Source organism: Paraburkholderia unamae (genome assembly GCF_003096875.1).
In the GTDB taxonomy this organism is placed as follows: Bacteria; Pseudomonadota; Gammaproteobacteria; order Burkholderiales; family Burkholderiaceae; genus Paraburkholderia; species Paraburkholderia unamae.
Map to the genome: position 1 here is coordinate 540,458 of NZ_QEOB01000001.1, position 19,369 is coordinate 559,826.

Consider the following 19,369-nt stretch of genomic DNA (forward strand, 5'->3'; position numbering starts at 1 on the left):
CACGATCGATGCAACACGCCGTCCCGGCGCTCCGGGCGAGGCTCCAGGCCTTGCTGGCGGCGTTCGCGCTCGGCGTGCTGCTCACCGCGTGCGCGGGCAATGCGGGCTCGATCAACGACGTTCGCTACGACCTCGGGCTGCAAAGCGCGCAGGCGGCGCCCGCCGCCGCTGCCGCGCCCGGCGCGAAGCCGCTGCTGAAGGTGCTGGCGGTCGTCGCGCCGCCGCCGCTCGACAACGACGGCATCGTCTACCGGATGGCCTTCGATTCGCAGCGCACGGCGCGCTACGCGGAGAGCCGCTGGGCGATGTCGCCCGCGCGGCTGCTCACGGAGCGCCTGCGCACGTCGCTCGGCGCACAGGCCACGGTGCTCTCGGGCGGCGACGCCGTGCAGGCGCCCATGCTCAAGGTCGAACTGTACGAGTTCGAGCAGGTGTTCGAAAGCCCGACGCAAAGCTCGGGCGTGCTCTCCGCGCGCGCGACGCTCATGCAGGGCGGCAAGGTGCTGGCGCAACGCTCCTTCGCCACGCGCGCCCCGGCGAGCACGCCGGATGCGGCGGGCGGCGTACGCGCATTGCAGGCGGCCAGCGACGACTTCGTGAACCAGGTGGGCGCCTGGCTGGGCGGGCAGTCGCTCGCGAGGACGCCTTGATGGCGGCTCACCTGCGCGACGGCACGACGATGCGCGGCGCGACACCGGGGGCAAGGGCGGGATAGCGGCATGATCGACGCGGGACGGTTGCGGCTGCGGCTGCGCGCCCCGCACGGCGGGCGGCGCGGGACGGATGGCGGCGAGGGCGGTGGCGGCGAGCGCGAGGCCGGTGGCGAACCGGGCAGCGTGAGCGATGTCAGTGATGTGAGCGATAAGCGCGCGCCGCACACCGGCGCCCGCGAGCCCCTGCCGCGCCAGGCCTCGACGCTCTCGCGCCAGTCGCTCGCGCTCTACACGGCGCTGATCGTCTACGGCTCGTGGTATCCCTTCTCCGGCTGGCGCTCGCTCGGCCTCAGTCCCTTCGCGTATCTCGGCGATCCGTGGCCGCGCTACTGGACGGTCTTCGACATCATCACCAACATTCTCGGCTACATGCCGTTCGGCGCGCTGATCGTGTTCGCCGTATGGCCGCGCTGGCGCGGGCCGGTCGCGGTGCTGCTCGCCACGGTCGCGGGCACGCTGCTCTCGGGCGTGATGGAAGCCGTGCAGACCTGGCTGCCCACGCGCGTGGCCTCCAATCTCGATCTCGCCTCGAATGCGCTTGGCGCGTTGCTCGGCGCCGTGCTCGCGGCGCCCGCCACCGGCGCGCTGCTCGAACGCGGCTTCCTGCGCCGCCTGCGCTTTCGCTGGTTCGAGCGCGACGCGGCCGTGCTGATGGTGCTCGGCGCCCTCTGGCCGTTCGCGACGATGTACCCCGCGCCGCGCCTGTTCGGCATGGGCGACTGGCCGCGCGCGCTATGGCAGCGCCTGGACGTGTCGATGCAGGACGCCGTGATCGCCTGGACGCCCGCCGCCTGGCATCTGCGCTCGCTGCCGGACATGCTCGTTGCGCGCCTGCCCGACAGCGGCTGGGAGGCGCTCGTCGCGACGCTCAACCTGTTCGGCGCGGCGGCGTTCGCCACGCTCCCCATGCGCTCGCGCGCGCCGCGCGCGCGGCTGGTCGTCGCGCTCATCGCGACCACGCTCGCCGTCAAGGTGGGCGCGACCTTCCTCCAGTCCCAAAGCGGGCTCATCTTCGACTGGGCGACGCCGGCCGCGCTCGCGGGGCTCGTGTGGGGCACGCTCGCGGCGCTCCTCGCGCTGCGCCTGCCGCGCGGCGCGCGCGCGGCGGCGGCGACGCTCGCGCTCGCGGTGGCTCTCGTGCTCGTGAACCTGCTGCCCGTGAACCCGTATTTCGATGTGGTGCTCGCGGACTGGCGCCAGGGCCGCTACTTGCACTTCAACGGCCTCGCACGCTGGCTCTCGTGGACATGGCCCTGGGCCGCGCTTGCGTGGACCGCGTTCTCGGTCGAGCGCGCCTGGCTCGCGCGGCGCGCGCGCGAAAGCGGGTGAGTCCACGCGGCGGAGCGCGCCTGAGCGTTCACGCCATGCTCGTTATAATCGAGCGCATCGCCGCGCACCCAACGCCATGCCTCAAGGCGGCCAGCACGCATTCAGCCTGGCCCGCTCTCACCGCAAGACACTCACCGGTACCCCACGCCATGACCGATTCGTTCTACAAGTACCACGTCTTTTTCTGCCTGAACCAGCGCGAACCCGGCGCGGACCGCCCGAGCTGCGCGAACTGCAACGCGCAAGGCATGCAGGAATACGCGAAAAAGCGCGTGAAGCAGCTTGGCCTCGCGGGGCCCGGCCAGGTGCGCATCAACAAGGCGGGCTGCCTCGACCGTTGCGAGGAAGGGCCGGTTGTCGTCGTGTATCCGGAAGGCACGTGGTACACGTATATCGACGAGAGCGACATCGATGAGATCGTCGTCTCGCATTTGCAGAACGGCCAGGTGGTCGAGCGCCTGAAGATCGATCGCTGATCCGCGCACAAGCAACGCCAACAAGCGCCAACCCGTACCGATCAGTACCCATCAGCACCCGTAAGGACTGCCGCACGATGAACGCCCAGACACAAAAATTCCAGATCGACGGTCCCGTCGGCAAGATCGAATGCGCGCTCGACGTGCCCGAAGCCGGCACGCCGTCGCGCGGCATTGCGCTCGTCGCGCATCCGCATCCGCTCTTTGGCGGCACGATGGACAACAAGGTCGCGCAAACGCTCGCGCGCACGCTCGTCCAGCTTGGCTACACCACCTATCGCTCGAACTTTCGCGGCGTGGGCGAAACCTCGGGCACGCACGACAACGGCATCGGCGAGCAGGACGATCTGCTCGAACTGATCGCCTACATGCGCGCGCAACCGGGCCAGGCCGACGTGCCGCTCGTGCTCGCGGGCTTTTCGTTCGGCACCTTCGTGCTTTCGCACGTCGCGAAGCGCTATGTCGAAGGGGGCGGCGCGATCGAGCGCATGGTGTTCGTCGGCACGGCGGCGAGCCGCTGGGAAGTCGCGCCGGTGCGCGAAGACACGCTCGTGATCCACGGCGAACTCGACGACACCGTGCCGATTCTCTCGGTGTACGAATGGGCGCGCCCGCAGGAATTGCCGATCGTCGTGATTCCAGGGGCGGAACACTTCCTGCACCGCAAGCTGCATATCCTCAAGCGCATCATCGTTGAAGCCTGGCGATAAGTTTTGCGCTTCATCTGACTGACTCCGCTTGAAACTCCGCTGGACACTCGCCGCATCACGCATTTCAAGGGCCCGATGCAAGCCGTTCGTCATGCATCGTATGGCGGCAGAAATGCGTGAAAAATGCACGACAGGTATGCGCAAACGTGTGACATCGCGAAAATCCGCCGCGACGCGACGCGTATAATGGTCGCCATTTTTGTGCTTGCTGCGCCGCAATCGGTGCATGCGCGGCACGAGCAATCCGGCTCTCACAGACCGTGCGCCGCATGGCGCGCTACGTTCATCCCGTCCCCATTCAGCCCGACCTGAACCTATGCGTTTTCTCTCCTCCGGCCAACCGTCTTCTCTCGTTTCTTCCTCCATCGTTCGCAACGTCACGCTCGCAGCGCTCTTGCCCGCCACGCTTCTGGCGAGCGCAGGCACGTTCGCCCGCACGCCCGCCCACACTGCGGGCGTGAAAGTGCAGGCGCAGCCGCAAGCCGAAGTGGCGGTCGGCACTCCCGCGGACAACGTGCTCGGCGGCCTGCCGCCTCCGGGCGTGAACGCGCGCTCGTGGGTGCTCGTCGACGCGACCGCCAACCAGGTGCTCGCCTCCGGCAATGCCGATGAGCGCGTCGAGCCCGCGTCGCTCACGAAGCTCATGACCGCGTACCTCGTGTTCGAGGCGCTGCAATCGAAGAAGATCACGATGGATCAGATCGTCACGCCGAGCGAAGCCGTGCGCCGCGTGAAGAACGACGAGTCGCGCATGTTCATCGAAGCGAACAAGCCGGTGTCGGTGCACGACCTCGTGTACGGCATGATCATCCAGTCGGGCAACGACGCGGCCATCGCGCTCGCCGAACTGGTGGGCGGCAGCGAGGCGAACTTCGTCAACATGATGAACGCCGAAGCGCAGAAGCTCGGCATGGCGCATACGCACTTCGCCGACGTGAACGGCATGCCCGACCCGAATCACTACACGACGGCCGGCGACCTCGCCCGGCTCTCCGCGCGCCTGATTCGCGACTATCCCGAGTACTACAACATCTTCTCGGTGAAGGAGTTCAAGTACAACAACATCAAGCAGCCCAACCGCAACCGCCTGCTGTGGATCGACCCGACCGTCGACGGCCTGAAGACCGGCCACACCCAGGCCGCGGGCTACTGCCTGATCGCTTCGGCCAAGCGGCCGCTCGCGGGCGGGGGCGAGCGCCGTCTCGTCTCGGTGATGATGGGCGAGCAGAAGGAACACGACCGCGTGCAGGACAGCCTGAAGATGCTGAACTACGGCTATAGCGCGTACGACACCACGCGCATCTATCAGGCGAATCAGGCCGTGGCCACGCCGCGCGTGTACAAGGGCACGCTCGACGCCGTGAAGGTCGGCGTGCAGAAGGACCAGTTCGTGACGCTGCCCAAGGGCGCCGCCGACAAGGCCAAGCCGCAGGTCGAACTCACCAGCCCGCTGATCGCGCCGCTCACGCTCGGCCAGCAGGTCGGCACGGCGAAGTTCGTGGGCGCGGACGGCAAGGTGCTCGCGCAGGTTCCGATGGTCGCGCTCGAAGCGGTGCCGCAGGCAGGCATCGTCGGCCGCGTGTGGGATTCGCTCATGCTGATGGTCAACAAGAAGAAGTGATGACGGCGGCTCATGGCGCAGCGCCGGCTGTGGCGGGGGCGGGGAGTGAAACCGCCGAGCCGCTCGTCTGGCTCAACGGCGAACTCACGCCGCTTTCCGAAGCGCGCATTCCCGTGCTCGATCGCGGCTTCATCTTCGGTGACGGCATTTACGAGGTCGTGCCCGTGTATGCGCTCGCCGTGGATGAGGGCAAGGTGCGCGTGCCGTTTCGCATCGCGCAGCATCTCGCGCGGCTGAAGCGCTCGCTTGAGAAGGTCGGCATTTCGAATCCGTTCGACGAGGCGGGCTGGCGCGCGCTGGTGGCGCGCCTGATCGAGGCGAACGAAGCGGCGGGTGCGCTCGCGCGCGATGCCCACGCCAATGTCTACGTGCAGGTCACGCGCGGCGTCGCGCCGCGCGGCCATGCGTTCCCGGCGGCGGCCACGCCCACGGTGTTCGCCATGGTCAATCCGCTCAAGCTGCCCACCGCTGCGCAGCGTGAAGCGGGCGTGCGCTGCGTGAGCGCCGAGGACAAGCGCTGGCTCAATTGCGACATCAAGTCGACCTCGCTGCTCGGTAACGTGCTGATGGCGCAACACGCGGCGGAGCACGACGCGTTCGAGACGATCCAGTTGCGCGACGGCTTCGTGACCGAGGCTTCGTCGGCGAACGTGTGGGTCGTGAAGGACGGCGCGCTTTTTGCGCCGCCGCGCAGCAACCGGATTCTCGAAGGCATTCGCTATGGCCTGATCGAGGAACTGGCCGAGGCGTGCGGCGTGCGGTTCACGGCGCGTGAAGTGAGCGAGGCCGAACTGCGCGCAGCCGACGAGATTCTCGTGACCTCGGCGACGAAGGAAGTGCTGGCGGTCGTCGCGCTCGACGGCAAGCCGGTGGGCGGCGGCAAGCCGGGCTCGGTCTATGCCGGGCTTTACGCGGCTTACCAGCGCGCGAAGCAACGCGAGGCGCAGGCGCTGCGCGCGCCGGCCGCCGAGCTACAGGAAGTGGAGAAATGAAGATGACCCAGACAGGCAAACCCGGCACCCCCGGCAACCCCGAAGCGAAAGAATCGCTGATCGAATTCCCCTGCGATTTCCCCATCAAGGTGATGGGCAAGACGCACCCCGAGTTCCAGGACACCATCGTGACGGTGCTGCGCGAATTCGACGGCGGCTTCGACGCCACGACCATCGAGTCGCGCCCGTCGAGCGGCGGCAACTACACGGGCCTGACCGTGACGGTGCGCGCCACGAGCCAGGTGCATCTCGACGACATGTACCGCGCGCTCACCGGGCATCCGATGGTGAAGATCGTGCTGTAAACGCCGGCGTTTCGCAGGCAGAGACGCGAACGACGAGGGCCGCCATGCGCGGCCCTCGTCGCATTTGCAGTATTCGCTTTGCGGTATTCGTATTGCGGCCTGCGTTTCAGGGCACGTCGCCCACGCGGGCGCGTTGCGCGGCGGCGGCGGCCGTCATCAGCGGGCCGGCCTCGCAGGCGTCCTCGTAAAGCCGCCGAAAGCGCGCGACTTCGTCGAATACCCAGTCGCGGAATGCCTGCACGCGCTCCGTCTGCATGCGCTGCGGCGGGCAGATGAAGTAGTAGCGCCACGGGCTCGGCCCGTCGATGTCCTTGCACAGGCGCACGAGGCGCCCGAGCGTGATTTCGTGCATGGCGAGCGAACGGCGCACGAGCGCGATGCCCTGGCGGTCCATGGCCGCTTGCAGCAGGTTCGACGAGTCCTGGTAGAGCACGCCGCGCTTCGGTTCGGGCAGGTCCTGGAGGCCCGCCGCGTCGAACCAGGGGCGCCAGAGCTCGTCGTCCGAGCGCAGGAGCGGCAGCTTCGCGAGTTCGCGCGGGTCGGTGGGCAGCTTGCCGCCGTTGAAGTCGGGCGAGCAGGCGGGAAAGAAGATCTCGTCGAGCAGCAGCTCGGCGTGCAGCCCCGGATAGTGGCCGTAGCCAAAGCGGATGGCGACGTCGACATCGTCGCGCGCGAAGTCGGTGAGCGAATTCGTGGATTGCAGCTCGACGTCCCATTGCGGATGCGCCTCGATGAAGCGGCCGATGCGCGGCGTGACCCAGCGCGCCGCGAACGACGAGAGCATCGAGACGACCAGCCGCCGGTCGCGGTCGCCCGCGCGAATTTCCTGGGTGGCGTGCGCAAGCTGGTTGAGCGCCTCGCGCACCTGGCCCGCGTAGCGGCGGCCGGTGTCGGTCACGCGCACGCGCTTGCCGTCGCGCGCGAACAGCGCCACGCCCAGCTCCGCTTCGAGCGCGCGAATCTGGTGGCTCACGGCGCCGTGCGTGACGAAGAGCTCGTCGGCGGCGCGCGAGAAGCTTTCGTGGCGGGCGGCGGCCTCGAAGGCCTTGAGCGCATTCAGCGCGGGGAGCTGGCGCAGGTCCATATCGTATTTTTTCTCACATAGCCGTGAAAATTGATCGTTTTGCTCGACCCCTTATGGCATCTACGATTGTAGCCATCGGAGCAGGTCATTCGGAGTCGAAAATGAGAGAAATTTCTTCGGATATCACGTTTGAAGTGGCAGCCGCTCAAATGGCGTCGGTGCGCGTCACGCGCAGCACCCGACTCACCGTGAAGTGCGGCACCGTGTGGGTCACGCGCAGCGACGACACCGCCGATTACTGGCTCGAACCCGGCCACACGCTGCGGCTGCGGCGCGGCGAGCGCCTGTGGATCGGCGCGGAAGGCGGAGCTGCCGCCTGGGTGGGTTTCGCGGCGCCGGCGCGTCTGGGCGAGCGCGTGGTGGATTGGGCCGCGCGCGCCGCACAGCGGGCGGGCGTTCACATCGGCGACGGCTGGCGCACCGTTTGAGCTTGCGCACGGTGGTTCGATAACGGCGGCGGCGGGAGGGCAACCCGCCGCCGCCGTTTTTCGTGATTATTCAAGGCTATGCAGGGTTATTCGCGGCATGCCCGGCGCGCTTGTCCCGAATTCGGTAAACTCCCGAAATCATGTGCGCCACCCCGGTTTCATCTCCACAAACTTCTTCCGACCCCGGCTTGCCGGCGGCCGCATTGCAAACGGCAAATTCGCCCGTCGTCGTGCGCTGGCGCGGCAACGAGGCGTATCAAGCGAGCTTCGACGCCATGCGCGCGTTCACGGCCGACCGTGACGCCGATACGTCCGACGAAATCTGGCTCGTCGAGCATCCGCCGGTGTTCACGCTGGGTCAGGCCGGCAAGCCCGAGCACCTGCTCGTGGCCGACAGCGGCATTCCGCTCGTGCAGATCGATCGTGGCGGCCAGATCACGTATCACGGGCCGGGCCAGGTGGTGGCGTATCTGCTGCTCGACTTGCGGCGCCGGAAGCTGATGGTGCGCGAGCTCGTCACGCTCATCGAGGACGCCGTGATCGAAACCCTGGCGGCGTATAATCTCGCCGGTGAGCGCAAGGCCGGCGCGCCCGGCATTTACGTGCCAGAACACGCGAGCGGGGCGAGCGCGCTGCACGCGGGCGCGAAAGTCGCCGCCCTCGGCCTGAAGATCCGCAACGGCTGTAGCTATCACGGCGTGAGCCTGAACGTGTCGATGGATCTGGCGCCGTTTCTCGCGATCAATCCGTGCGGATACGCCGGGCTCGAAACCGTCGACATGGCGACGCTCGGCGTAAAAGCGAACTGGCGCGACGTGGCCGCGACGCTGGCGGCGCGGGTCGAGGCGAATCTCGCGGCGCACGCAGCAACACTTCTTTCGGCGGCCGAAGCGGCTGCCACAGACCCTTCAGCCGAAGCGGCTGGAGAGGAACCGGCCGTTTGCGCGGCCTCTGGCGGGGAACCGCCGCAACCGCAGGCTGGCGTTGCACCGGCGGCCTGACTGGATCGAAAGCATGACTGACATCACCGCGAACCCCGCGACGAATCCCGCAGCGAATCCGGCCGCAAGCGCCGCCGACGCCGTTCCCTACGACGCCACCGCAAAGCAGAAGGCGCAGGCCAAGACCTCGCGCATTCCGATCAAGGTCATTCCCATCGAGAAGCTCAAGAAGCCCGAGTGGATCCGCGTGAAGGCGGCCACGGGCAATTCGCGCTTCTACGAGATCAAGAACATTCTGCGCGAGCACAACCTGCACACGGTGTGCGAGGAAGCGAGCTGCCCGAACATCGGCGAATGCTTCGGCAAGGGCACCGCGACGTTCATGATCATGGGCGACAAGTGCACGCGCCGCTGCCCGTTCTGCGACGTCGGCCACGGCCGTCCCGATCCGCTCGACGCCGACGAACCGGCCAACCTCGCACGCACCATCGGCGCGCTCAAGCTCAAGTACGTCGTGATCACGAGCGTGGACCGCGACGACCTGCGTGACGGCGGCGCCGGCCACTTCGTGGAGTGCATCCGCCAGGTGCGCGAGCAGTCGCCCGAAACGCGCATCGAGATTCTCACGCCGGACTTCCGCGGCCGTCTGGACCGCGCGATTTCGATCCTCAACGCCGCACCGCCCGACGTGATGAATCACAACCTCGAAACGGTGCCGCGCCTGTACAAGGAAGCGCGCCCGGGTTCGGACTACGCGCACTCGCTCAAGCTGCTCAAGGACTTCAAGGCGCTGCATCCCGATGTCGCGACGAAGTCGGGCCTGATGGTCGGCCTTGGCGAAACGCCGGAAGAGATTCTTCAGGTCATGCGCGACCTGCGCGCGCACGACGTCGACATGCTGACGATCGGCCAGTACCTCCAGCCTTCCGAGCATCACCTGCCGGTACGCGAATACGTGCATCCCGACACGTTCAAGATGTACGAGGAAGAGGCGTACAAGATGGGCTTCACGCACGCGGCCGTTGGCGCGATGGTGCGTTCGAGCTATCACGCCGACGTCCAGGCGCATGGGGCGGGCGTGGTGTAAGCCAACCCGCGCTTGCTTGCACGCATGCATCGAAAAAGCCCGCTGAAAAGCGGGCTTTTTCGTTTACACCTTCGTTCCACGCCGCACTCGAACAGCGGAAGTCGCGCGTCGGTCCCACGCCCATCCACTTCCGCGCGAAAAGCAATGCTTCAGCAGCGTCATTAGCTATCGCGGATAAATTAGAACCGCCCGTCGCCAGACTCCCTATAGTCGGAACCTTCTTTCACTCGAACGTCGTTCCGCCGGAGTCTCACGATGAACCCACGCGCTCTCTCCGCTTTCGCACACCGTCCGCGCTTTGCCGCCGTTGCATTCGCAGCCGCGTGCCTCGCCGCCACGTTCGGCGCGCCGCGCGCGCATGCTGAAACGCGCGAGGTCGTGATCGCGTATCAGGACATGGTGGTGCCGTGGCGCTACGCGCAGGCAACGGGCGAAGTCGAAAAGGAAACCGGCTACAAGGTCACTTACCGCAAGCTCGCGAGCGGCGCCGACGTGATCCGCGCGCTCGCCTCGGGCTCGGTGCAACTCGGCGAGGCGGGCTCCAGCCCGATCGCGGCGGGCCTCTCGCAGGGCGTGGACCTCTCGCTTTTCTGGATTCTCGACAACATCAACGACGCCGAAGCGCTCGTCGCGCGCGACGGCTCGGGCGTGACGAGCGTCGCGGGCCTCAAGGGCAAGACGATCGGCGTGCCGTATGTTTCGACCTCGCACTTTCATACGCTCGTCGCGTTGCAGAACGCGGGTGTGAATCCCGCCGACGTGAAGATCGTCAACCTGCGTCCGCCTGAAGTCGCGGCCGCCTGGCAGCGCGGCAACATCGACGCGACCTACATCTGGGACCCCGTGCTCGCGCAGGTCAAGAAGAACGGCAAGGTGCTGATTACCTCGGGGCAGGTGGCGAAGGCCACGGGCAAGGCGACCTTCGACGGCTTCGTGGTCGATCGCCGCTTCGCGAAGGACAACGGCGACTTTGTCGCGAAGTTCGTGAAGGTGCTGGCCGCCGCCGACGCCGATTACAGCGCGCACCGCAGCGCATGGAACGCGGCTTCGCTCCAGGTGCAGGCGGTGGCGAAGGAGTCGGGCGCGAATGCGGACGAAGTGCCCGCGAGCCTCGCGCTCTACGCCTTCCCCACGCCCGCCGAGCAGGCCTCGAAGCAGTGGCTGGGCGGTGGCGCGCAGTCGGGCGCGGCGCAGTCGCTGCTCGCCACGGCGACCTTCCTCAAGCAGCAGGGCACGATCCAGAACCTGTTGCCCGACTACTCGGTGGGCGTCGATCCGCAATACGTGCAGCGCGCCGCTGCGCACTGAACGCAAGGAAACGCACATGAGCGCGCTCGCGATCCGCGATCTCACCGTCATCTATGAGGGCGCGCAACGCGGTGCGCCGCCGAACGTCGCGCTCGCGAACGTGAACCTCGAAGTGGCGAGCGGCGAGTTCGTCGTGGCGCTCGGCGCTTCGGGCTGCGGCAAGACCACGCTGCTCAACTGCATCGCGGGTTTCATCGAGCCCGCGCAGGGCGAGGTGCGCGTGAACGGCGAACGGGTGGAGGGGCCTGGCGCCGAGCGCGGCGTGGTGTTCCAGAAGCATGCGCTGCTGCCGTGGCTCGACGTGCTCGACAACGTCTCGCTCGGCTTGCGCTTTCGGCGTGTGCCGAAGGCCGAACGCGAGCGCATCGCGCGCGAACAGCTTGCGCTCGTCGGGCTTCAGGCGCAGGCGCGCGAGCGCGTGTACGCGCTTTCGGGCGGCATGCAGCAGCGCGTGGGCATTGCGCGCGCGCTTGCGAGCGACCCGCAGATCCTGCTGATGGACGAGCCGATGGGCGCGCTCGACGCCATGACGCGCGAGCAGGTGCAAACGCTCGTGCTCGACGTCTGGGCGCGCACGCAAAAGACGGTGTTCTTCATCACGCACAGCGTGGAGGAGGCGCTCTTTCTCGCGACGCGCATCGTCGTCATGACGCCGGGGCCGGGCCGCATCGAGCGCGAATACGAGGTGCCGTTCGCGCGCCGCTATCTCGCCACGCGCGATGCGCGTGCGATCAAGTCGTCGCCGGAATTCATCGAATGGCGCGAGCGGCTGGTGGGACTGCTGCACGCGGACGCGCACGAGGAGCCAGCATGAGCGTGCCCCAAGAATCGTTGAGGGAAGTCGCGCTGAAGGCGCGCAGGGTGCCGGCGCGTTCCGCGACCGGCACGCAGGCGGGGCGCTCGAAAGTCTGGCGCATGCCCGGCGAGGGTTCGACGGCGGCGCTCAGCGCCGCTTCGGTGGCGGCGCTCGCGCTGCTCTGGTGGCTCGCCACGCATCTGCACTGGCTGCCGCCGCTTTTTCTGCCGACGCCCGAGGCGGTCTGGCAAGCGTTCACCGACGCCTGGCACGGCCGCATCCAGGGCGGCCTGCCGCTCTCCGAGCATCTGTTCTGGAGCGCGCTGCGCGTGTTCGGCGCGTTCGCGCTCGCGGCGCTCACGGCCGTTCCCGTCGGCATCCTGATGGGCGTGTCGCGCATCGCGCGCGGCCTGCTCGATCCGCCGCTGGAGTTCTACCGGCCGCTGCCGCCGCTCGCCTATTTGCCGCTCGTGGTGATCTGGTTCGGCATCGACGAAACGGCCAAGATTGTCGTGATCTATCTTGCGTGCTTCGCCCCCATCGCCATGGCGGCGCGCGCGGGCGCGAAGAGTGCGAGCGTGGAGCAGATCCGCGCGGCGGCGTCGCTCGGCGGCGGCTTCACGCAGATCGTGCGCTTCGTCGTGCTGCCGGCCGCGCTGCCCGAGATCCTCACGGGGCTGCGCATCGCCATCGGTTTTGGCTGGACCACGCTCGTGGCCGCCGAGATGGTGGCCGCCACGGCCGGCCTCGGACAAATGGTGCTCAATGCGTCGAGCTTCCTGCGCACCGACGTCGTGGTGATGGGCATCGTGCTGATCGGGCTCATTGCCTGGGGCTTCGATCTGGGCATGCGCGCGCTCGAAAAGCGGCTCGTCCCGTGGAAGGGGCGCGGCTGAGGCGGGACCCCCGCCGTTTCCGGAAATCCAAACACCCATCGGGCGCGTTTCTGGAAAACCAGATTCGCGCCTTTGTTCGTCGAATAAAAATCCTTATAAATCAAAGGTGTGAGCGTCTGTTCACGCTGGCATTGTCCTTGCAAATAAGAACGCGCGGCCAACCCAAGGCCGCGACATAAAAACAGCAAGGAGACAGCCGATGTCCGATCCCACCTTCCGGTTTCGCTGATCCCCAGTTTCGTCCTGTCGCGGCCCGACCAGCTTCGTTCGGCCATTGGCTTAACTCATTTGCGGGAACCATCGTGAAGAAACCTCTCCACAAAGTCCTCTACTTCCAGGTGATCGTGGCGATCGTCATCGGCGTGATCCTGGGCCATTACTGGCCCGCCATCGGCATCGACATGAAGCCGCTCGGCGACGCCTTCATCAAGCTCATCAAGATGGTGATCGGGCCGATCATCTTCTGTACCGTCGTGACCGGCATCGCCGGCATGGAGGACATGAAGAAGGTGGGCCGCGTGGGCGGCAAGGCGCTGCTCTACTTCGAGATCGTCTCGACCTTCGCGCTGGTGCTCGGCCTCATCGCCACGCACGTGCTCAAGCCCGGTGCGGGCTTCAACGTCGACGTCCATTCGCTCGACGCCAAGGCCGTGGCGAGCTTCGCCGAAAAGGCGCATGGCCAGAGCAGCGTCGACTTCCTGATGCACATCATTCCGGACACGATCACCTCGGCGTTCGCACAGGGCGAGATCCTCCAGATCCTGCTGATCGCACTGCTGTTCGGCGCCGTGCTCACGCAACTGGGCGAGCGTGGCCGCGTGGTGACCGAGTTCATCGACAGCGTCTCGGGCGTGCTGTTCGGCGTCGTGAAGATCGTCACGAAGCTCGCACCGATCGGCGCGTTCGGCGCGATGGCGTTCACCATCGGCAAGTACGGCGTGGGCTCGCTCATTCCGATGCTCAAGCTCATCGGCACGTTCTATCTCACGTCGGTCGTGTTCGTGCTCGTCGTGCTCGGCACGATCGCGCGCTTCACCGGCTTCTCGATCATCCGCTTCGTTTCCTACATCAAGGAAGAACTGCTGATCGTGCTCGGCACGAGCTCGTCGGAATCGGCGCTGCCGCAACTCATGCAGAAGCTCGAGCGCCTCGGCTGCTCGCGCTCGGTGGTGGGCCTCGTGGTGCCGACCGGTTACTCGTTCAACCTCGACGGCACCAACATCTACATGACGATGGCGGTGCTTTTCATCGCCCAGGCGACCAACACCGACCTCACGTGGACGCAGCAGCTCACGCTGCTCGCGGTGACGATGCTCACCTCGAAGGGCGCAAGCGGCGTGACCGGCGCAGGCTTCATCACGCTCGCGGCGACGCTCGCCGTGGTGCCGACCATTCCGCTCTCGGGCATGGTGCTGATTCTCGGCATCGACCGCTTCATGAGCGAGTGCCGCGCGCTCACCAACATCGTCGGCAACGGCGTGGCGACCGTCGTGGTGTCGGCATGGGAGAAGGAGCTCGACCGCAACAAGCTGCGCGCCGTGCTCTCGGGCGATGTCGAAGAAGTGAAGGAAGGCGCGGGCGTGTAAGCCACGCCATGCGGGGCGGGCGGGCGATGCCGTCGCGTCCGCCTCGCGCCGTCCGCGGCTTCGCCTGACCGTTTCATCTTCATGCGGCTCGTGCCGTTGGGCGGTGCACCGTTTCCCCTGCGTGCGCATCGCCCGTTTTTGCCTTTCCACCCAAGCCGGCCCGGCGCCGCTTCACATCGCGCGTTCTCCCCGGACGCCGCACGGCGAGCATGTGCCACAATTCCGCTCATCCCCTCGACCGTCTGGAAGCCGCTGACGTGACGCGCCGCCTCATCATCCTCTTCGCGCTCGCCGCCGGGCTCGTCGCGGTCTGTGCGCTCACGTGGGCGCTCACCTGGCAGACCGGCATCGACGCGCTGCGCCGCAACGCCGCCGTGCGCGGCGACCGCACTGCGGCCTCGCTCAAGAGCACGCTGGAGCGCTACGACTCGCTGCCCTATATCGTGGGCGAGCATCCGCTCGTGCAGGACGTGCTTGTCGATCCGAAGCCCGAGTGGGTCGCCGCGGCGAACCGCTATCTCGAAGACGTGAACCGCCACGCGCGCGCCACCACAACCTACATCATCCGCGCCGACGGCATGAGCATCGCGGCGAGCAACTGGCGCGACCCGGACAGCTTCGTGGGCGTGGATTATCGCTTCCGCCCGTATTTCATCGACGCGATGCAGGGCGGCGTGGGCCGCTTCTTCGGCATCGGCACGATTTCGCACGATCCGGGCTACTACGTGTCGCAGCCCGTGCGGCGCGACGGCAAGATCGTCGGCGTGGCCGTGGTCAAGCTCAATCTCGAATGGTTTCCGGGCACCGATGCCTCGGAGCCGCTCCTCGTCACCGACGATCACGGCGTGATCTTTCTCTCCTCGGTGCCCGCGTGGAAGTACCGCACAGTGCGCCCGCTGCCGCCTGCCGTGGTCGCCTCGATCGACGCCACGCGCCAGTACGCGAGCGAGCCGATCGCGCCGCTGCCCACGAGCGTCGAGCGCGTGCTGCAAGGCGACGCCGACATCGTGCGCATGGGCGCGGGGCTGCGCGCGCCGCGCTACCTGGAAACGCGCCGCTCGCTCGGCGAGCCCGACTGGCACCTCGTCACGATGTCGTCGATCGATCCCGTGCTGGACGCCTCGCGCAACGCGACCATCATGACGGGCTTCGGCTATGTGTCGCTGTGCCTCTTCGGCTTTTACTGGCGCATGCGGCGCGCGCGCGTGAAAGAGGTGATGCGCAGCCGCGCGATGTTGCAGAAGGCCTATGCGATGCTCAACGAGCGCGTGGCCGAGCGCACCGCCGATCTTTCGCAGGCGAACGAGCGCCTGCAACGCGAGGTGGCGGAGCGCACGCGCGCGGAAAGCGTGCTGCGCGCGACCCAGGACGAACTGATCCAGGCGAGCAAGCTCGCCGCGCTCGGCCAGATGGCGGCGGGCATCACGCACGAGCTGAACCAGCCGCTCGCCGCGCTGCGCAGCTTTTCCGACAACACGCGCGTGTTTCTCGAACGCGGCCAGTACGCGGCCGCCACCGAAAACCTGGAGGCGATCGCCTCGCTCACCGAGCGCATGGGCAAGATCGTCAACCAGCTCAAGCTGTTCGTCGGGCGTGCGCGGCCCAGAAGCGCGCGCGCGCCGGTTGCGCGCGCGCTGCGCAACTCGCTCGCGCTGCTCGGCAAGCGGCTCGAGGGCGTGCGTGTGGAGCTTGCGCTGATCGAGGACGGCGCGCCGCCCGCGCCGCTCGACGCGAGCGCGGAGTACCCTGATCTGGTCGCGCAGAGCGACGACCTGCGGCTCGAACAGGTGCTCATCAATCTGCTCGGCAATGCGCTCGACGCGGTGGCGGGCGTGCCCTCGCCACGTATTGCGATCGACGTTCTGGCGAGCGCCGCGACCCTTGCCATCGCGGTGCGCGACAATGGCCCGGGCATTCCCGAGGACGTGCTGCCGCGTCTCTTTGAGCCGTTTTTCACGACCAAGGAAATGGGGCAGGGGCTCGGCCTCGGGCTCGCGATTTCCTCGTCGATCGCACGCGACTGCGGCGGCACGCTCACCGCGAGCAATGACACGGGCGGTGGCGCGTGCTTCGTGCTGACACTGCGCCGCGCTCGCGCGGATGCCGCGAGCGTCGCGCGGGCGGCGGGACTTTGAAGCCCGACAATGAATCAGGATGACGAACGAATATGGTCAATGCAACGCCCGGCCGGGTGCTCTACGTAGAGGATGACGAACTCGTGCGCCGCGCGGGCGTGCAAAGCCTGCAACTCGCGGGCTTCGACGCCGCCGGTTTCGCGAACGCCGAAGCCGCGCTGCCGCTCGTCGATGCCGACTTCGCGGGCATCGTGGTGAGCGATATCCGCCTGCCCGGCATGAGCGGGCTCGACCTGCTCGCGCAGTGCCACGAGCGCGCGCCCGATGTGCCCATCATCCTCGTGACGGGCCACGGCGATATCTCGATGGCCGTGCAGGCCATGCGTGACGGCGCGTACGACTTCATCGAGAAGCCGTTCGCCTCGGAGCGCCTCATCGAAACAGTACGGCGTGCGCTGGAGCGGCGCCTCCTGATGCTGGAAAACCACGCGCTGCGCCGCGAGCTGGCGGGGCAGAACGCGCTCGCGCCGCGCATCATCGGCAAGAGCCCGGCGATCGAGCAGGTGCGCAAGCTCATTGCGAACGTCGCGCCCACGGATGCCTCGGTCATCATCAACGGCGACACCGGCGCGGGAAAGGAGCTGATCGCGCGCAGCCTGCACGAGCTGTCGCCGCGCCATGACAAGCCGTTCGTGGCTGTGAATTGCGGCGCGCTGCCCGAGCCGATGTTCGAGTCGGAGATGTTCGGCTACGAGGCGGGGGCGTTCACGGGCGCGGCCAAACGCCGGATCGGCAAGCTCGAACACGCGAGCGGCGGCACGCTCTTTCTCGACGAGATCGAGAGCATGCCGCTGTCGTTGCAGGTGAAGCTGCTGCGCGTGTTGCAGGACGGCGTGCTGGAGCGCCTGGGTTCGAACCAGCCGGTGCGCGCCGACTTGCGCGTGGTCGCGGCGGCCAAGGGCGACATGAACGAGCACGTGGCGGCGGGGACCTTCCGGCGCGACCTGCTGTACAGGTTGAACGTCGTGACGATCGCGCTGCCGCCGCTCGCCGAGCGGCGCGAGGACATCGTGCCGTTGTTCGAGCATTTCCTGCTCGACGCGGCGGTGCGCTACCAGCGCCCCGCGCCGCTGCTCACCGAGCGCGACCGCATGCGGCTCGCGCAGCGCGACTGGCCGGGCAATGTGCGCGAGCTGCGCAACGCGGCGGACCGCCGGGTGCTTGGGATTCCCGACGATCTCTCGACGGACGCGGCGGGCGGCGCAGACGAGGCGCAGCCGCTCAAGGAGCGCGTGGAGCAGTACGAGCGCGCATTGATCGCCGACGCGCTGCAACAGAGCAACGGCGCCGTCGCCCAGGCGGCGGAGCGCCTGCAAATGGCAAAGGCCACGCTGTACGAGAAGATTCGCCGCTACGGGCTCGTGGCGCGCGGCGAGGGCTAGTCGCGCCGCGGCATGATCGGCATCGCGGTGTGCAGGCGTAAAAAAAGCAGCGGGTTTCCGCTGCTTTTTTCATGGGCGACTGGATCGCGCGTTGTATCGCAAGTCAGGTCGCAAGCGCCTTTTGCAGCAGCTTGTCGAGCTCCGCGAACTGCGGCTCGCCCACATAGCGCTTGAGAATCTTGCCGTCGCGGCCGATCACGAAGGTGGTGGGCGTGAGCTGGACATTGCCGAACTGCTTCGCCGCCGAGCCGTCATCCATCGCCACCTTGAAAGGCAGCTGGCGCGTTTGCGCGTAGTTGGCCACGTACATCGGCGCGTCGTAGTTCATCGCCACGGCCACGAATTCGAGACCGTCGCCCTTGAAGCGGTTATAGGTCTGAATCATCTTCGGCATTTCCTGCATGCAGGTCGTGCAGCTCGTGGCCCAGAAGTTGATGAGATAGACCTTGCCCTTGAGGTCGGCCGTGGAGACCTTCTGGCCGGAGAGCAGCGTGAAGGTGGCGTCCGGCACGCGCTGCTGGCTGCCGAAGAACGCGAAATAGCCGGCCACGGCAATCGCGACGACGACAACCGCCGCGCCGATGCGGCGGATCGCGCCGGAACGCGGGTTCGATGAATTCGGGGATGCAGCGGTCATGAGCCTTGCCTCGTGCGCCAAATGGACGCGGGAATGGAGCCCGGTTATTGTAGCGCCGAATTTCCCGACATAGCGGTTGCGGCACGCCGTTGCGCGCGCCTCAGCGGATAATGGCGCGCTCCTTTCACTTTTGTGACGATCGCGCCCCATGGTCTTAGCCACTCTCCGCCGTGCCCGTCTCTCGCTCGGCGCGCGGATCCGCGTGCCGCACGCTGCCTTCGCGCCTGCGCTGGGCGCGCTCGCGTTGGCCGGCGCGCTGGCCGCCTGCTCCCCCACCTACGACTGGCGCACGATCTCCAACAACGAAAGCGGCTACACGGTGGACATGCCCTCTAAGCCGGACAAGGACGAGCGCGGCATCGACGTGAACGGCACGCCCATGCGCATGCGCATGCAAACGGCCGAAGTCGCGGGCGACGTGTTCGTGGTCGGCACGCTCGATCTGCCGGACGCGCAGCCCGTAACGCAGCAAAAGGCGCTCGATTTCCTGCGCGCCGGGCTTGCGCGCAACGTGGGCGTGCCCCCCGACGCGCACGCGGTGCCGGTGCCGCTCGCAACGGGCGGCGCCGTGGAGGGCGTGGAGATGCAGGTCGCCGGCAAGGCTGGGGCGAACGGCGAAACGCGCACGATCCACGCGCGCCTCGTGGTGAAGGGCGCGCGGGCCTACCAGGTGGCGATCGTCGGGCGCGCCGAACCGCCGGTCGAGCAGGTTGACCAGTTCTTCGGATCTTTCAAGCTCTACTGAGTGTCGGGACTCCGGAGCACACGCGCGGCGGTACAAACCCACCCACGCAGCGACGGGCAGTTACGGTCGGGAGTGAAAGTTTACCCAAAGGTTTACGCGCTAATTCACGGATTTGATTGAAGGTTTACCGGTTACCCACAGCGGCTGTGGGTAACTTTGTGGAAAAAGTGCGTTCGCAGGCCGCAAAGGGCCGCCCTG

General features: G+C 67.2%; 19 protein-coding genes. 17 read left to right on the top strand and 2 right to left on the bottom strand.

All coding sequences use genetic code 11. The features are described 5' to 3' along the window. The first annotated feature begins 8 nt into the window (after positions 1-8). From C7402_RS02420 to C7402_RS02450, 7 genes are all read left to right on the top strand, one after another. Positions 9-650 carry an ABC-type transport auxiliary lipoprotein family protein gene (locus C7402_RS02420; RefSeq protein WP_224044577.1) on the top strand — a complete coding sequence of 214 codons (642 nt, stop codon included), beginning with the start codon at positions 9-11 and terminating at the stop codon, positions 648-650. Positions 651-719: 69 nt separating this feature from the next. Beyond that, a complete protein-coding gene (locus C7402_RS02425; RefSeq protein WP_116609505.1) occupies positions 720-2,042 on the top strand; it encodes a VanZ family protein in 1,323 nt (440 codons plus the stop codon). A gap of 149 nt (positions 2,043-2,191) precedes the next feature. Beyond that, positions 2,192-2,518 (top strand): (2Fe-2S) ferredoxin domain-containing protein, encoded by a 327-nt coding sequence (locus C7402_RS02430; protein WP_112170245.1) that lies wholly within the window; start codon positions 2,192-2,194, stop codon positions 2,516-2,518. A gap of 77 nt (positions 2,519-2,595) precedes the next feature. Next, on the top strand, positions 2,596-3,228 hold the full coding sequence (locus C7402_RS02435; protein WP_116609506.1) for an alpha/beta hydrolase: 633 nt from the start codon (positions 2,596-2,598) through the stop codon (positions 3,226-3,228). Between the two features lie 316 nt (positions 3,229-3,544). After that, positions 3,545-4,849, top strand: a complete 1,305-nt coding sequence (locus tag C7402_RS02440; RefSeq protein ID WP_181565490.1) for a D-alanyl-D-alanine carboxypeptidase family protein — start codon at positions 3,545-3,547, stop codon at positions 4,847-4,849. After that, positions 4,849-5,841 carry a D-amino acid aminotransferase gene (locus C7402_RS02445; protein ID WP_116609507.1) on the top strand — a complete coding sequence of 331 codons (993 nt, stop codon included), beginning with the start codon at positions 4,849-4,851 and terminating at the stop codon, positions 5,839-5,841. Before C7402_RS02440 ends, C7402_RS02445 begins: the two co-directional genes overlap by 1 nt. 2 nt (positions 5,842-5,843) lie before the next feature. Next, the gene (locus tag C7402_RS02450) at positions 5,844-6,146 is read left to right on the top strand and encodes a DUF493 family protein (RefSeq protein WP_112170307.1); all 303 of its coding nucleotides are present in this window, start codon (positions 5,844-5,846) and stop codon (positions 6,144-6,146) included. Between the two features lie 106 nt (positions 6,147-6,252). Here C7402_RS02450 and C7402_RS02455 read toward each other — a convergent pair whose 3' ends face one another. Then, positions 6,253-7,230 carry a transcriptional regulator GcvA gene (locus tag C7402_RS02455; protein WP_112170248.1) on the bottom strand — a complete coding sequence of 326 codons (978 nt, stop codon included), beginning with the start codon at positions 7,228-7,230 and terminating at the stop codon, positions 6,253-6,255. Between the two features lie 101 nt (positions 7,231-7,331). Here C7402_RS02455 and C7402_RS02460 point away from each other — a divergent pair, with 101 nt between their 5' ends. The 9 genes from C7402_RS02460 to C7402_RS02500 all read left to right on the top strand — a co-directional run bounded on the left by C7402_RS02460 (position 7,332) and on the right by C7402_RS02500 (position 17,789). Continuing rightward, a complete protein-coding gene (locus C7402_RS02460; protein ID WP_112170249.1) occupies positions 7,332-7,658 on the top strand; it encodes a DUF2917 domain-containing protein in 327 nt (108 codons plus the stop codon). Positions 7,659-7,798: 140 nt separating this feature from the next. Next, positions 7,799-8,659: a lipoyl(octanoyl) transferase LipB gene (gene lipB, locus C7402_RS02465; RefSeq protein WP_116609508.1), complete on the top strand. Its 861-nt coding sequence runs from the start codon at positions 7,799-7,801 to the stop codon at positions 8,657-8,659. Between the two features lie 13 nt (positions 8,660-8,672). After that, entirely contained in the window at positions 8,673-9,686 is a 1,014-nt protein-coding gene (lipA, locus tag C7402_RS02470; protein WP_112170251.1) for a lipoyl synthase, read from the top strand. A gap of 255 nt (positions 9,687-9,941) precedes the next feature. Beyond that, complete coding sequence (tauA, locus tag C7402_RS02475; RefSeq protein ID WP_116609509.1) at positions 9,942-10,994, top strand: taurine ABC transporter substrate-binding protein; 1,053 nt, start codon at positions 9,942-9,944, stop codon at positions 10,992-10,994. Positions 10,995-11,010: 16 nt separating this feature from the next. Next, entirely contained in the window at positions 11,011-11,808 is a 798-nt protein-coding gene (locus tag C7402_RS02480) for a taurine ABC transporter ATP-binding protein (protein WP_116609510.1), read from the top strand. Continuing rightward, positions 11,805-12,686 (top strand): ABC transporter permease subunit, encoded by an 882-nt coding sequence (locus C7402_RS02485; protein WP_116609511.1) that lies wholly within the window; start codon positions 11,805-11,807, stop codon positions 12,684-12,686. Before C7402_RS02480 ends, C7402_RS02485 begins: the two co-directional genes overlap by 4 nt. 299 nt (positions 12,687-12,985) lie before the next feature. Then, positions 12,986-14,272, top strand: a complete 1,287-nt coding sequence (locus C7402_RS02490) for a dicarboxylate/amino acid:cation symporter (RefSeq protein ID WP_112170255.1) — start codon at positions 12,986-12,988, stop codon at positions 14,270-14,272. Positions 14,273-14,481: 209 nt separating this feature from the next. Further along, positions 14,482-16,407, top strand: a complete 1,926-nt coding sequence (locus tag C7402_RS02495) for a sensor histidine kinase (protein WP_116609512.1) — start codon at positions 14,482-14,484, stop codon at positions 16,405-16,407. A gap of 32 nt (positions 16,408-16,439) precedes the next feature. Then, entirely contained in the window at positions 16,440-17,789 is a 1,350-nt protein-coding gene (locus C7402_RS02500; RefSeq protein ID WP_112170257.1) for a sigma-54-dependent transcriptional regulator, read from the top strand. 103 nt (positions 17,790-17,892) lie between these two features. Here C7402_RS02500 and C7402_RS02505 read toward each other — a convergent pair whose 3' ends face one another. Continuing rightward, positions 17,893-18,426, bottom strand: coding sequence for a TlpA disulfide reductase family protein (locus C7402_RS02505; protein WP_112170258.1), 534 nt, complete (start codon positions 18,424-18,426; stop codon positions 17,893-17,895). Between the two features lie 148 nt (positions 18,427-18,574). Between C7402_RS02505 and C7402_RS02510 the strand changes: the two genes are divergently transcribed. After that, positions 18,575-19,171: a hypothetical protein gene (locus tag C7402_RS02510; RefSeq protein ID WP_244314720.1), complete on the top strand. Its 597-nt coding sequence runs from the start codon at positions 18,575-18,577 to the stop codon at positions 19,169-19,171. The last annotated feature ends 198 nt before the right edge of the window (positions 19,172-19,369 follow it).